16 protein-coding genes are annotated in these 14,427 nt (G+C 55.2%); 1 reads left to right on the plus strand and 15 read right to left on the minus strand.

Features of this window, described 5'->3' with window-relative positions; translation table 11 throughout:
* Window positions 1-78: 78 nt before the first annotated feature.
* From KKG35_09285 to KKG35_09340, 12 genes are all read right to left on the minus strand, one after another.
* On the minus strand, window positions 79-495 hold the full coding sequence (locus KKG35_09285; GenBank protein MBU1738319.1) for a rhodanese-like domain-containing protein: 417 nt from the start codon (window positions 493-495) through the stop codon (window positions 79-81).
* Window positions 496-544: 49 nt separating this feature from the next.
* Window positions 545-814, minus strand: a complete 270-nt coding sequence (locus KKG35_09290) for a hypothetical protein (GenBank protein ID MBU1738320.1) — start codon at window positions 812-814, stop codon at window positions 545-547.
* 13 nt (window positions 815-827) lie between these two features.
* A complete protein-coding gene (locus KKG35_09295; protein MBU1738321.1) occupies window positions 828-1,571 on the minus strand; it encodes a 3-hydroxyacyl-ACP dehydratase in 744 nt (247 codons plus the stop codon).
* 330 nt (window positions 1,572-1,901) lie between these two features.
* Window positions 1,902-3,197: a 2-hydroxyacyl-CoA dehydratase family protein gene (locus KKG35_09300; GenBank protein ID MBU1738322.1), complete on the minus strand. Its 1,296-nt coding sequence runs from the start codon at window positions 3,195-3,197 to the stop codon at window positions 1,902-1,904.
* A 22-nt stretch (window positions 3,198-3,219) separates the two neighbouring features.
* Window positions 3,220-3,573 carry an IscA/HesB family protein gene (locus KKG35_09305; protein MBU1738323.1) on the minus strand — a complete coding sequence of 118 codons (354 nt, stop codon included), beginning with the start codon at window positions 3,571-3,573 and terminating at the stop codon, window positions 3,220-3,222.
* 34 nt (window positions 3,574-3,607) lie between these two features.
* Window positions 3,608-4,414, minus strand: a complete 807-nt coding sequence (locus KKG35_09310; protein MBU1738324.1) for a DsbC family protein — start codon at window positions 4,412-4,414, stop codon at window positions 3,608-3,610.
* A gap of 30 nt (window positions 4,415-4,444) precedes the next feature.
* Window positions 4,445-5,026: a DUF1847 domain-containing protein gene (locus KKG35_09315; GenBank protein ID MBU1738325.1), complete on the minus strand. Its 582-nt coding sequence runs from the start codon at window positions 5,024-5,026 to the stop codon at window positions 4,445-4,447.
* A gap of 10 nt (window positions 5,027-5,036) precedes the next feature.
* Window positions 5,037-5,642 carry a sulfurtransferase-like selenium metabolism protein YedF gene (gene yedF / locus KKG35_09320; GenBank protein ID MBU1738326.1) on the minus strand — a complete coding sequence of 202 codons (606 nt, stop codon included), beginning with the start codon at window positions 5,640-5,642 and terminating at the stop codon, window positions 5,037-5,039.
* A 14-nt stretch (window positions 5,643-5,656) separates the two neighbouring features.
* The gene (gene selD / locus KKG35_09325) at window positions 5,657-6,703 is read right to left on the minus strand and encodes a selenide, water dikinase SelD (GenBank protein MBU1738327.1); all 1,047 of its coding nucleotides are present in this window, start codon (window positions 6,701-6,703) and stop codon (window positions 5,657-5,659) included.
* Window positions 6,703-7,317, minus strand: coding sequence for a hydrogenase iron-sulfur subunit (locus tag KKG35_09330; protein MBU1738328.1), 615 nt, complete (start codon window positions 7,315-7,317; stop codon window positions 6,703-6,705). The genes selD and KKG35_09330 overlap by 1 nt, the downstream gene beginning before the upstream one ends.
* A complete protein-coding gene (locus KKG35_09335) occupies window positions 7,317-10,385 on the minus strand; it encodes an FAD-dependent oxidoreductase (protein MBU1738329.1) in 3,069 nt (1,022 codons plus the stop codon). Before KKG35_09335 ends, KKG35_09330 begins: the two co-directional genes overlap by 1 nt.
* A 103-nt stretch (window positions 10,386-10,488) precedes the next feature.
* Window positions 10,489-12,177, minus strand: coding sequence for a hypothetical protein (locus tag KKG35_09340; GenBank protein ID MBU1738330.1), 1,689 nt, complete (start codon window positions 12,175-12,177; stop codon window positions 10,489-10,491).
* 74 nt (window positions 12,178-12,251) lie between these two features.
* On the opposite strand from KKG35_09340, the gene KKG35_09345 reads away from it, so the two are divergent.
* The gene (locus KKG35_09345) at window positions 12,252-12,431 is read left to right on the plus strand and encodes a hypothetical protein (protein MBU1738331.1); all 180 of its coding nucleotides are present in this window, start codon (window positions 12,252-12,254) and stop codon (window positions 12,429-12,431) included.
* Between the two features lie 238 nt (window positions 12,432-12,669).
* Here KKG35_09345 and KKG35_09350 read toward each other — a convergent pair whose 3' ends face one another.
* The 3 genes from KKG35_09350 to KKG35_09360 form a co-directional block, all read right to left on the minus strand.
* Window positions 12,670-13,359 carry a hypothetical protein gene (locus KKG35_09350; GenBank protein ID MBU1738332.1) on the minus strand — a complete coding sequence of 230 codons (690 nt, stop codon included), beginning with the start codon at window positions 13,357-13,359 and terminating at the stop codon, window positions 12,670-12,672.
* Window positions 13,360-13,746: 387 nt separating this feature from the next.
* Window positions 13,747-14,022, minus strand: coding sequence for a helix-turn-helix transcriptional regulator (locus tag KKG35_09355; protein ID MBU1738333.1), 276 nt, complete (start codon window positions 14,020-14,022; stop codon window positions 13,747-13,749).
* A gap of 1 nt (window position 14,023) precedes the next feature.
* Window positions 14,024-14,269 (minus strand): type II toxin-antitoxin system RelE/ParE family toxin, encoded by a 246-nt coding sequence (locus tag KKG35_09360; protein MBU1738334.1) that lies wholly within the window; start codon window positions 14,267-14,269, stop codon window positions 14,024-14,026.
* Window positions 14,270-14,427: the final 158 nt, after the last annotated feature.

Here is a 14,427-nt window from a genome sequence, read left to right on the forward strand (position 1 = left end):
AACCTCCTCCTGGTTTTGCAGACCAGGCGCACGGTTTTGAAGACCGCCGGGCGCACCAGCACCATTGTCCCTGTCGAATTATCTGGTGGCAACCCATTCCTTATACGGCCAATTCTCCATGCCGCCGGTCAGAATGGTGAGCTTTGCCTCCGGCACCCCTTGCTCCTTCAAATAGTCATAGGTCCGTTTTGCGCCCCCCTTGCCGCGCGGGCAGACGACAACCACGTTTTCATAGTCCTTGGCCCGGCTGAGTGCAGGAACCAGGGTCTCCCGTTCGGCATCCGACTTCACCGGGTAGGCATTGGTCTCCAGCGACCCCTTGATATGGTGGGCAGCGAAATCCTGCTTTTCCTGGATATCAACCAGGAGCACTGTCCTTTCAGCTTCGAGCCAGCCTTTAAGCACTTCGGCGGACACATACTGGTAATCAGCGGCCATGCAGTGCTGCGCAAAGGCCAGAAATACGGTACAGATGATCAGAACAAGTTTTTTCATGATGATATTTCTCCTTTGTTTTTTTGGTTCACAATTATCCCAACGTTTGTCAGCAATAATATCTTCCTTTCAATTCACATTTTTCGTACCCGGAACACCGGTCACATACCTCGTATCGGACCCGCTCCTCAGCGCCCCAGAGTTGCCGGGCCGTCAAGGCGCATTGCAGCACACAATCATTGCAGGAAGCCGGTTCGTCGGCCCGGACAAATGTCCAGTGATCCTCTTCAAGAAGGATTTTCTTCTTCTGGTTGCAGGACGAGCAGAGAAATTGAAAATGCACATTCCCCTGTTCGTCTTTCTTCTTCCAGGTTGGCATATCTGGCCTCTTGCTAATAACCGGCGTACAAAGCGGCCCCGATGGCGCCAACCAGGTCCGGGGACTCGGGTGAGACCACTCGCGCCTCGGGGAGACGCTCCCGGAGCAACTTGACAACGCAGGGGTTGCGGGCCACGCCGCCGGAAAATACGATGGTCTCACCGTGTCCCATTCGATTGAGCATGCCAACCATCCGATTAACCACCGACAGATGCACCCCCATGGCAATATCCTTTGGCGAGAAACCACGGTTCTTCATGGAAATCACCTCGGACTCGGCAAACACCGTACACATAGAGTTAATCCCGACCTCGTTTTCAGACTTCAGGGCTTCCGACCCGAATTCATCGAGCCGGAAGCCAAGGGTGGCGGCCATGATCTCCAGAAAGCGGCCGGTGCCGGCGGCGCACTTGTCGTTCATCTGGAAATTACTGACCTTACCCTGTTGGTCCAGGGCAATAACCTTGGAGTCCTGGCCGCCGATATCGACCACGGTACGACAGTCCGGGAAAAAATGGCGGGCGCCGATGGCATGGGCCTTGATCTCGGTGATCACCTCATGGGCAAAATGCTCCTTGGCCAGATGCCGCCCGTAACCGGTGGCTACGATCTTTTTCGCGCCATACCTTCCGATCATCGTCAGGGCCTGTTCATACGGGTCAAAACCACTCTCAACCAATTGCTGATCAACAAGTTCACCATCGCGAAAGGCGACAACCTTGATGGTCCGCGAACCCAAATCAATACCTATCTGCATAATAATTACCGAAAAAATTACATGTGACTCTCTATGAAACCCAACAGATTGACCGTTATTGCCTTTATCGATTGAGATATCCTGGATGCCGGATCAAGTCCGGCATGACTTTGTAAAAAATGACCGTCATTCCGGCGAAAGCCGGAATCCAGTTGTCATAAAGATGAATTTCATTAACAAGCACTCAATTATATTTATCCCGCGTCCATACCACCCACCCCAGCCGGTAAACGAGCAGGGGTGCTGTAGATTTGCGTATTCTGGACTGTTCGCTATAGTGAAGCTATGCGAACAGTCCAGAATGCGTGAAGATGCAGTGCCCCTGCTCGTTTACCCCCGGATCTGTTCGAGGAAGGCCTCGATCCTGGTCTGCAGCTGCCCGACATCCTCGGGGGAATAGTCCGTCTCGATGGAGAGGTAGGGAATACCTTCCTTCTCGCACATCTCGCGGATCTTGATCTCCTCGATATTGTAGGTGTGGCAGAACTGCAGGGAATAGTGGAGAATGCCCTGGGCCTTTGAACTGCGATATTCTTTCAGCACCTGATCAACCCGTTCATCGTTGGGGGTAAAGCAGGAACAGTCGATCTGCATATAGCGGTCAGTGAGAACCTCAAGTTGACGATCAATTTCGGTCTGCTCCTCATCAATCAGGTCCTTGAAATAACGGGTGCCGATACAGGACTCCTCATTGACCACCACCGCCCCGGCGGTTTCCAACAGGTTATGGACCTTCCAGTTGGGCAAGGCCATCGGGGTGCCGGAAACCATAATCCGCGGCGCTTCGGTACCAATCACCCCCACGCCGGCCACCACCCGCTGCTCCAATTCATCGCAAAGGGCGTTGACCTTCTCGGCAAAACGGACCGGCTCATCGTAAAAGGCAATCTGTTCGATCAAAAGACCATCCTTACCGCTGATCGGGGCCGGGCTTGCAGAGCGCAAGGCGGTCAACCGCTGCAGCGCCTTGCGCTTGTTATTGATCACCTTGATTGCTCCTGCCAAATCCTCTGCAGAGATTTCAGTCTTGCAGACCTCCTCCACTTTCACCTTGAAGTCTTTTACTTCCTCGATCCACAGAGCCCGGTCCCGCGCCTTTTTCATCTGCGGAATCTCCATGACATAGGTCGGCACCAGACGATCAAGAATCTCCCAGGTTTTTTTCTTTGCGTCACAGGTCGTCTCTCCGTAAACAAAATCAACGCTCTGGAAATAGGGACAGATCCTGCCGGCCTTGAAACCGTAAGCCGATTTGACCATCGGGCAGATATTACGGGGCAGGATTTTTTCGGCATCCGGAATCGACCCCGCCGAACCGCCGCAGAGTCCGACACAGACCCCGCCCGCCGCCACCACAATCTCTTCCGGGATATAGACGCAAAAGGTGCCGACCACCGGTTTGCCGGTTTTCTTGACCTCCAGCATCTCCTGGATCCGGCCGCCGAAGATCTCGGAGACCATAGTGTCGAAATAGGCCATCTTCTCCGGTCGGTTCGCCTGGGTCAGATACATCTTGCCGTAGACCTCGCCCAGCATCTGCCGCGCCTTGTCAAAGCGGGGCACATCCATGTCGAGTCCGGCCCACATCTCGGGGTAGGCCTTTACTTCAAAATTTTCATTACTCATTGAATTCTCCTCCTGAGTCAAATTAACATCCACAACTGCCACTGCTGCAGGAACCACCGCAACCACCAGCAGCATCGGGAAGGGGTTTTTCACTTGTTATGGAAAACCCGCCACCTCCCCCACAGCCACAGCCTGAGGTTTTTTCCACGAAATCAACCGTGATCGTGCCGCATTCCACCGCCAGGTCCTCGGCAAGAAGAAGGGTAAACGTCTCGTTTTCCAGGGCATGATCGCTTTCTTTGCGGTCATCCAGGGCAAGTCCCAGGGACATGCCGCCACAGCCATTCGCTACGGTGATCCGGACCGGTGACTCGATGTTGTTTTCTGCCAGATAGGCAGAGAGCTTCTCCGCCGCCAATTCAGTTACTTCAATCATGATGCTCTCCTTATTTGTTGATGTTTCAGAAAAATTATTTGCCGATATTCTTTTCTTTGCTAATGGGTTTCTCCAATAAGCGGATTATCTCCTCCGCAGATTTGTATCCCGGCATAACCCGCCCATCCGGCAGGACCAGGGTGGGAGTGGAACTGATCCCCAGCCGGGCGGCCAGCTCCAGGTTCTTGTCAACCTGATCGGTTTCACAGTCAGGCGGCGCAATATTCTTCCCGGCCAGACTTTCCTCAAGCATGACCAGAGATTTGGCGCAGATTATGGCTTTGGCCCGTTCGTAGGCCTCAGGGTGGCTTTTCAAGGGAAACATCTTGATGAAAAATGCCATGTCGGGACGTTGCCCCACGACACGCTTCATTTCGGCATGCAGCTTCAGGCAATAGGGGCATTGCGGATCATCAAAGACGATGATCTTGATCGGCGCATCCGGTTTGCCGACAATGAGGGCGTCATCAAGAGGGATCAGGGAGACATCAATCCGGTTCAAATCGGCAAAACGCTCCCTGGTAATATCCTGTTTGTCCGCTATTTTGATCACCGCGCCATTGATCAGATATTGCTTGGAAAAGTCGATAAAAACCGGGATGACCTGTTGCCGCTGCCGGACATCCACCTCCCAGAGACCTGGAACCTCGGCGAGTTTGAGATCGACAATTTGTTCTTCCGGCATTGAAAGCAAAACCGCTGCTTCATTTTTGCCAAGTATGTGGCAGTCCCTGCAACTCCCGGCCCCGCAACCATCAGCGGTAAAAGCCTGTGCCACGCAACATTGATAAAAAAAGGCCAGCAGACAGGCCGCGAAGGCTATGGTAAGTTTTCTATTCATCTCTATTCCTGGTTTGTTAAAAGGTTCTGCTCAACCGAGCAACCGGCTCTGCCAGTAGCTGCCGTAGGCGACGCCCATCGGGTTATTGGCCAGGGCCCGGTCCTTGACCGCCAGCACCGTGACCGGCGCCTCGGAATATTTCTGGAACAGGATGTCGTGACCCAGACAGAGCCCCAGCTGGATGTTCAGATCGGTCTTGGCGCGATTCAGCATCTGGGCCTGACCGATGGGGTTGCAGGCGATTTCGAAGGCCTCCGGCTTGATCTTGCTCATCCCGTGTTCGTCCTTGTCGAGCCCGCCCATCTTGCAGCAGACCGACTCGACCTTGAAGTGGCGGGCGAAAACTTTGGCGATAAACTCCGCTTCGCGCGCCAAGCCGATGCAGAAGGCCACCCCCAGGCGGGTGTACCCGGCCCGTTTGGCAAATTCGATGATCTCTTCCAGCCGGGTTAGCGAGTTGCCGTGTTCGGCGCGCATCTGCTCGCTGATATTGTGGAAGGGCTTGTTCTCCGGCAAGGCATAAGCGGCCGGATCGAGTTGGCCGCCGGTACAGTCGAAGCCCTCTTTGTTGCAGCGGTTTTTCGGTTTCTGACCACATTGGGCGCATTTCATAGGTTCATCCTCAAATGTTTATGACGCTGTCCGCCACCTGTAGAGAGGTAACGATATCCAGCATATTGGTGGTCTCACCCACCTGTTTCCTGTCGAGTAGTTTGAAATGGTTGAGACAGGTGCCGCAGACCAGGATCGAAACCCCGGCATCGGCCAATTCCCGCAGAACCGGCAGGGCCTCGGCCCCTTCCACCGCGAGTTTGACCCCGCTGTTGACCATGACCAGCCGCCAGAGAACAGGCCCCATCTCCTTCAAGGTCTTCAGGAAATTAAGCATCAGTCCGGCCCCTAAAGCCTCATCGCCGTGGCCAAGCCGATCGGTGGTGAGCATCACCAGGATCTTTTTGCCGCCGACCGGAACAGCGGCCAATTCCTCATCATCCATCACCCGGCACCCCTCGCCGCCCTCAAAGCCGATGACCTTGAACCCACCCTTTTCCTCCTCCACCGTCACCTGATAGCCCTGATGGGCGAGGAAACGGCTGACATTTTCCCTGGCCGCCTCGTTATCGACCATGATCGCAATCGATGCGGGCCGCTCCCCGACAAGAATATCCCTGACCTGCATGACCGGCGCCGGGCAGGCCTGGCCCCGGCAGTCGAGTTCTCGTTTCATCCTTTTTTCCTCCTTCATTGGACTATGATTGTGTCCCGGGGTCCCGTAACCACCTCGCCGATGATCGAGGCCGCTGCCACTCTCCGGTCCCGAAGGGCGGCGAGCAATTCTTCCGCCTCTTCGCTTGCCACCGCCATCAGGAGACCGCCCGAGGTCTGCGGGTCGAAGCAGAGGTCGCGGACAACCTGGTCCACCGAGTCGGCAAAGGTCACGAATGGCCCCCGGAATTGTTTGTTGTTGTAGGTTCCGGCCGGCACCAGCCCCATGGCGGCCCATTCCAGGGCCTCGGGGTAATGGGGCAGAGAGGTTGAGTCGATCCGCAGGCCATACCCTGAGTCCACCACCATCTCGGCCAGATGCCCCAGGAGACCGAAGCCGGTGATATCGGTGCAACCGCTGACGTTAAAGTCAAACATCACTTCCGCCGCAACCCGGTTCAGGGCCGCCATATTTTCGATCACCCGGTCAACCACCCGGCTGTCTGCAAAACCGGCCTTGATCGCGGTGCAGACAATGCCGGTGCCGAGCGGCTTGGTGAGGATCAGTTTATCGCCGCACCTGATCTTTTTCTTGGTCAACACCTTATCCGGATAAACAAAACCGGTCACCGACAGGCCGTATTTGAGTTCGGGATCGTCAATGGTGTGACCGCCGACCAGAACCACCCCGGCCTCCCGCAGGGTTGCAAGCCCGCCCTCGATCACCTGGCGCAGGACAGAGAGGTCCAGTTTGCTCGCCGGAAAGGCAACGATGTTCATGGCGGTTTTCGGAATGCCGCCCATGGCGTAAACATCGCTCAAGGCGTTGGCGGCGGCGATTCTGCCAAAGGCGTGCGGGTCATCGACCATGGGCGGGAAAAAATCCAGGGTCTGGACCAGGGCCAGGTCATCAGAAATTTTATAGACCCCCGCATCATCGGCCCGTTCCAGACCGACGATCAAGTTTTCATCCACCGGCAGATCGAGGCCGCACAGGGCCCGGTCAAGATCGCCGGGCGGCAATTTAGCAGCGCAACCGGCGCCCTTGACGGTTTGGGTGAGACGGACAGGGCTCTCAATCATCACGCAACACTCCCATCGCCGTAAATCTCCTGCAGCGCCTTGCCACATTTCTCCTGGACCAGTCCGGCGATAACCGGTCGGGAGAAATCACGGGCCTGCATCATCTCTTTCGAAGCATTGATCAGGCCGATACGGATTTTCCGGCCCCGGGCCGCCTCGGCGGCTTCGGCCAAGCGGCGCTGCATTTCCATCCGCTCCTTCTTTTCCACTTGCCCCAAGGGGCCAAGCTGCCTGATCTTTTCAGTAAAACCGGTGATGATCTTGACGAAATTCGGCCCTTCGGCGGCCGAGGCCCAGTCGATCAGGAAACGTTCCCGGGCGATGCCGAGACGATCCAGCATCTCATGGACCAGCGAGGCCGAGACCAGGGCGTGGAAGTTCCCGTCCTGATAATGGCACTCGCCGGGATGACAGCCGCCGACAAAGATGCCGTCGGCGCCGTTGGCGAGCCCTTCCAGGGGAAAGGATGGGTCAAGCCGACCGGTGCACATGATCCGGACAACCCTTAAGTTCGGCGGGTACTGGTAGCGTCCCACCCCGGCCGAGTCGGCGGCGGTGTAACAGCACCAATTGCAGAGAAATCCTAAAATATGGGGGTTGTAAACGTTCGTCATTATTCTTCTCCTTGCGGGTTGAAGGCACGCACCTGAGCCATGATACCGTCGTAGGTGAAACGACCCATGTCGATGGCCAAAGTCGGGCAGCGGGCGGCGCAGACTCCGCAGCCCTTGCAGGAGGCGGTGATGGTTCTGGCCTTTCTGAGTTTGTCTTCCTTGTAAATCTGGATCGCCTTGTAGGGGCAGAAGGTCTCGCAGGCCCCGCAGCCGATGCATTTTTCCGGATCAACCTTGGAAACAATGGGTTCCGGGGTGATCCTGCCATGGGCCAAAGGCTGACAGGCGCGTCCCGCAGCGGCCTGGGCCTGGGCAATGGTCTCGTCGATGGCTTTCGGGGCATGGGCCAGGCCGCAGACAAAAACCCCGTCCACCGCCAGATCCACCGGCCGCAGCTTGACATGGGCCTCCAGATAAAACCTGTCGCCGGTCACCGGCACCTTGAGGAGTTTGGCAAGCTGTTCCGGCTCCTCGGCCACGATACCGGTGGAGAGGATGAGCAGGTCCCCCTGCCGTTCAACCTCCTCGCCCAGGATTGGATCGAAAATCTTCACCAGCGGCCTGGCGTTATTTGCCTTGCCGATAACCACTTCCGGCGGCCTCTCCGGGGTGTAGCGGGTGAAGATCACCCCGAACTCTCTGGCCCTGCGATAGTCATCCTCCATGAAACCGTAGGTCCGCATGTCCCGGTAGAGGATAGTGATCTGGGTAGCAGGCGAAATCTCCTTAAGACGCAGGGCGTTTTTCACCGCCTGGCCGCAGCAGACCCGGCTGCAGTAGGCAAGATCGTCGCCCCGGGAGCCGACGCACTGGATCATGACGACCTGGTTGCAATTTGTCGGCAGCGGATTTTTCGAGTCGAGTCGCTTTTCCAGATCGATCTGGGTCAGCACCCGGTTTGACTCGCCGTAGCCGAATTGATACGGGACATACGGCCTGCCGCCGGTGGCGATCACCACCACCCCGTGGTTGATCACCGTGCTTCCCTTCTGCCCCTCGACGGTGGAGGTGAAGTTGCCGATGTAACCCGAAATTGCAATCAGTTGCGTTTGAGTAAGCAAGGTGATTTTGGGGTGTTTTTTTATCCGCCCGATCAGGTTGCGGATCTTTTCCCGGGGATCGTTGCCGTGGCGGTCGCGGCTGAGCAGCAGTGCCCGGCCGCCAGGCGTTTTTTCATTTTCGATCAGGGTGCACTCAAACCCCTGATCAGCAATGGCTAGCGCGGCAGTCATCCCGGCCAGCCCGGCCCCGATCACCAGGGCCGACGGGGTGACCGGCAGCACCTGCTCTTTCAGCGGCACCAGCAACCTGGCCTTGGCCACCGCCATGCGCACCAGGTCTTTTGATTTTTCGGTGGCCGCCTCCTTCTCGTTCATGTGGACCCAGGAACATTGATCGCGGATATTGGCCATTTCAAAAAGCGCCCGGTTCAGCCCCGCTTCGCGCATGGTCGCCTGAAAGAGCGGTTCATGAGTCCTGGGCGTGCAGGCCGAGACCACCAGCCGGTTCAGGTTATGCTCCTTGATAATCGAGGCGATCTGGGCCTGGGCGTCCTGAGAGCAGGAATAAAGATTGTCGGTGGCATAGGCCACCCCCGGCAGGATTTTGGCGTATTCCGCCACCGACGGCACATTGACCACGCCGCCGATGTTGATCCCGCAGTGACAGACAAAGACGCCGATGCGCGGCTCTTCACCCGCGACATCCCGCTCGACGGGCAAGACTGCGGCCACAGTCTCGGAATCCCTGCCTTGCGCCAGAAGACCGGAACAAAGCCCGGCCACGCCGCCCGCCTGGGTAACGCTGTCGGGGATGTCCTTCGGTCCCTGAAAGGCGCCGATCACGTAAACCCCCGGACGGCTGGCGGCAAGGGGCGCATAGGCGTCGGTGGCGGCGAACTGGTATCCGTTCAGGTCGATGCCGCAGGCCTCGGCCAGCTGCGCGGCGTCTTCCGGCGCTTCAAGACCCTGGGAGAGCACCACCAGATCAAATTTTTCATAATGATGTTTTCCGGCGTCATCAGCCCAGGTCAACAGCAAACCGCCGTCGAAGACATCCTCAACCTGTGGCGGTCTGGCGTAGATCACCTGGAAGTTATTCTCGGCGATGGCCCGTTCCCGGGCAGCGTCAAAGCCCTTGCCGTGGGTGCGGACATCCATGTAAAAAAGGGTGATCTCCGCCTCGGGGTCGTGCTCGCGGGCGAGGGTTGCCTGCTTGATGGCGTACATGCAGCAGACCGAAGAGCAGTAGTTGTTGCCGCAGGTTTCGTCCCGGGAGCCGATGCATTGCAGGAAGGCGATTTTTTTCGGGTGCTTCTGATCACTGATCCTGACAATTTCACCGCCGGTGGGGCCGGAGGCGCACATCAGCCGTTCGTGCTCGAAGGCGGTCAGGACATCGTCAAATTTTCCCCAGCCGTAGGAACGCAACACCTCTTCCTTGACCCGGCCAAAACCGGGCGCCAGCACCACTGCTCCCACTTGCAGGTCGAGGATTTTTTCGGTGTCGTCGAAGCGGATGGCGTTTTTTCCGCAGACCACGGCACATAAGCCGCAGGTTTCATGATTGAGGCGCAGGCAGGCCTTGGGGTCGATATGGTAAGTGGCCGGCACCGCCTGGGCGTAATCGATATGGGCGGCATGGGTTGTTTGCAGATCCTCGTTATAATCATCCCCCATTTCCTTGAGACAGTACAAGGTGCACTGACCGCAGCCGTTGCAGATTTCTTCATCGATGTAGCGAGGTTGCTTTTTTACTCGGGCGGTGAAACGGCCCGGCTCGCCGACCAGAGACAGCAGCTCGGATTTGGTCAGGATCTCGATGTTGCCGTCGCGGCCCGCTTCAACCAGTTTGGGGGCGAGGATACACAGCGAGCAATCGTTGGTGGGAAAGGTCTTATCAAGCCGGGCCATGACCCCGCCGATGGCGCCGCTTTTCTCGACCAGATAGACCTTGAAACCAAGCGCCGACAGGTCGAGTGCGGCCTGAACACCGGCAACACCGCCGCCGATCACCATCACGGCGCCGCTGGGGACCTCGGATTTTATGTTTGAAACTGGGGCATTCATGATATTCTCCTGTTTCCTTGTCTCAATCTGCTGGTCTTCATGTTTCAGGAAAGTCCGGCGGAGCCGCTCAACCCGGTGAGGAAGGCAGCTCCAGGGATGGCAATCAGTTGGAGGTCACCGGCAGACCCGCCTCTTTCCAGTCGGCAAAGATCGCCTGGTTGATTTTCTTGTAACCCAGTTTCATCAGCTTTCGGTAGGCGTTGTAACTGCGGCCGCCGGAGTTGCAGTAGACGATGATCTGTTTTTTCTTGTCGAGCACCTCCGATTGTGAGGCAAAGGAGGCCACCGGGATATTGATCGCGCCGGGGATATGGCCCTCGGCAAACTCTTCCCGGTCTCGGACATCGACCAGCTGAAAGGTGTCCGCTCCGCTCTTGATCAGAGCGTCGAGGTCGGCCGGGGCAATCTTGGTGGTCTCAATCCGTTCCTCATAGTTCGGCCCGGCGTAGATCGGCATCCCCTTCTCCTCCCAGACCGGCATTCCTTCGGCATAGACCAGCACATTCCGGTAGCCCATGCCGATCGCCTTCTTCGCCGCCTTCTTGCTCTTGCCGCATTTGACGCCATTGCAGTAGAAAACGACCAGTTGCGTCTTGTTCTTCGGCAGCAGATGGATGAACTCGGCAAATTTCTTCTCGGGCAGGCTCTCGGCGCCCCGGATATGCACCTCCTGGAACTCTTCCGGGTTTCGGGCATCGAAAATCGAGACCTCGATCCCACGGTCGAGAAGCGATTTCAGACTCTCAGTATCGATCAGGCCGTAACCGTCTTTTGTGATCTGATAGGCGGTAAAGGTGTATCCGAATGATGCCGGATCATAAAAGTCGAGCGGCTCGCCACCAACTTCCGCATAGGGATAACCGAAGGTGTTCAGCGGCGCACCTTTCTGGGCGGGATTCAGGATCAGGTCTCGACCTCCTGCCAGTTCAACCCGATACGCATCCCAACCACCCCAGAAATATCTGCGGAGTTCATCCGTCTCAGGGTCTTCCAGCTTGAGGTTTTTCTTGAGCATCAGTTTCCGGACATCGGCCGGATCAACCGGCACCCAGCCGAAACCTGGCAGATAGAACTCGGCCCAGCAATGCTGCCATGATGTTATATCCTGAATGGGTTCCTTCCCCAGCCGAATCCCGAAAATCTCCCGGGCCGGGACCCCGGCCGCCCGGCAGAGCGCGACAAAGACCGAATGGATATCGGTGCATTTGCCACCGGGATTCTGAAGAAGGGAGCAGACATCACCCGGTCCGCAACCGATGGTTTTCGGATCGCGGTACATATTCTCGCAGGTCCAGTCGTAAATGGCCTTCGCCTTTTCCAGGGTGGTCGTTTTCCCGTTGACAATCTTTGCCGCAAGCTCTCCGACTACACCATCAATCGGGCCGAGGCTGGTCGGAGCGAGCCAGTCGGAGAAATCTCCCTTGTTCCACGGTGCCTCAATCTCCGGCAGATCGCGCTTCTCGACCTCCTGCCGGACTGCCTTGAAGGAAAAGGTCAGGCGGCGGGACGCAGACTCTTTGGCCCAGCGGGCATAGAGCATCGGCGTCTGGAATTTTTTATCTGCGTAAACCGCCGATTCCGCGAAATCACCGTCAATCTTCACCCCGGTGATATCCTGCACCTCTGACGAAACCGGATACGGAATCCACAGCTCCACCTCCTTGTTCCGGTCGTGTTTCGAGAGATCAAAATCCATACTGATGATCCCGGCAGCGCTCCCGGCCACACTTTCCGTTACCAGCAGCAGACAGAAGCCGATGACGGTTATCAGCACCTTCGTTATTCGTTTCATTGCTTTTCTCCTTTGCAGTACGTTTATGGAGAAGAGCGGGCAAAACCCTAGCTGACGGGAAAAATTCTCAAAAAATGGGAACGGAGCCGGAAAAAGACGTGGCGGAAGAAGATCAGCGCCGGATGGCGCCGACACTTATGGCATCGACGATTTTTTTCGGATTCCACAACCGATACGGGGATCAGTCCGGAATCCTTGGTGCGTTGGGAAATTACTGCAGGCAGGAAAACTCGGAGAAATACCCGACATTATGAGAACCGACCCGGACCGGGCCGAACGGCTTAGGCCGTCATCGTCAGATATGGTAACGCATCACTCGTTTCTCCGTTTTCAAATTGAATTGAGCCGTAATTATTACCAGCACATGAAACAAACTGTCAAACAGTTTGTGTATAATTAAATGATTAAATAGATTGGCGGTGGGGAAAGACCTATTGACTCTTCATCAGTCACCGTTCTTTTCTTGAGTTTTTGTTCTGTGCTGACAGTGAACTACCCAAAAAAGAATGATGACATTTTAAAACCGCTCTTTTTGCTCCGTTGCCGGTAAGAAAAGACGCCGTCGACAGTTTCTCCCGTAGCGGAATCATAAAGAAATCCAGGCACTTTCCCTAAAATTGACATCTCATTCTGAAGCAGGAAATTCACCGCCAGCTTGTTGTTGGCAGGGGTCAGGCCCAGAAGCACATCAACGAGGAAATCTCCGTCTGCATCCTTGCGTTTGAAAAGATGCTCGATACAGAGATTGCTGATGGTGAGACCAGCCTCACCCCAGAACTCTTTATAGAGACAGTAGTTGATGAAGAACGATTTCTGCCGGAAGTGGTTCAGCCAGAAAAACCCGGCTTCCCTGCCGTTGAAGTTTACGAAAAAGATCTCATTCTCGGGGTTGCGCATGAATTTTCTGAAATCCCGGGTATTGCGGACCGAGCCGTCATAAAAAAGTTTGTTCAGAGTGTCCTCGCGGACGATTCGGCGAAAAACCTGCCCCAGGATCTGGTCTGTGAAATTGGACTGGCCGTCCTTTTCATGGAGCGGAACAACCTCTATTCCTTTCTCCAGCCAGAAAACGGTTGTTTGCGGATGAGCGATCGCCCGGCTCTTTCCCTTACGATCATCGTGGCCGGATATCCCGACCGGTTCGATGGTTTGAAGTTGCTCGGATTCAGACAGTACGTTCATGATAACCCCCGCTTATGTGGTCTATTCCCCACACAATGTGTCTCGTTGTTCGGTTGCCCCTCAACCTGAAAACAGCTGAAGACCCCTTTGGACCGTGGTTCAGGCGTCATTTTCCGCCGCTTTGCCCTTTACAACATCGCGATACGATATGATTATACAGCAAGGATTGTGCCCATCGTTCTTGCTAAACGGGCGATATCAGTAAATCAGGTGGGAAAACGGGGTGGATGTATATCTCTGGACAGGAGAACCAAATATGTCAGATCAAAGATGGATAACTTACACAAATACTCCGAGCGTACGGCACCAGAAAACTTGCCCGTCAGGCGTAGTCGTTCTCGCGGCCAGGTAAAGAAACTTGATTTTTTTATTAATTATTTCATATGGTTAAGCAACTTCTATACGCAGGCTTTTACCAAGAGCTTGAGCAAATTTCTCCAATGTTGACAACTTAATATCTTCCGCGTGATTCTCAATACGTGAAATGGCTGTTTTTTTTGTATTGAGTTTGAGGGCAAGTTGCTCCTGTGTTAAACCCGCCTCTTCCCTCGCAACTTTGAGCATTACTCCAATTTTAAATTCTTCATAACCGGATTCGTAGCTCTTGGCGAATGCCGGATCACTGGACTTTCTTTTGGCAACATAGGATTTTAGAGTTTTCATTTTATTTCCTCCTCTCGAAATAATCCTTCTTCCTGGCTTCAGCGATTTTGATGGCCTGGGGAGGAGTTTTTTGAGTTTTCTTTTGGAATGCGTGATTGATGACTATAAGCATCGGGCCATCGAAGAAACAGAGTAAACGGAATATGTTGTTTCCCGCTACAACTCTCACCTCCCAAATTTCATCGGTATTAACAAGCTTTTTAAAATAGCTCGATGGTATGGTCGGCAATTCTTCTATTAACCTCAAAACCCACGTTGTTTTCTGTGCTTGCTTAGAAAAAAGGGGTCAAGTCCGCTCTTGGCTTTTGTCAAAAAAACCATAAACAAACCAATCATTCTTAATCGACATCTCCCAGATTAAGACCACAGATTAGATCTTTGACCAATCTAACCGACCAAGCGGGT

Source organism: Pseudomonadota bacterium (genome assembly GCA_018823285.1).
Taxonomy (GTDB): domain Bacteria; phylum Desulfobacterota; class Desulfobulbia; order Desulfobulbales; family JAGXFP01; genus JAHJIQ01.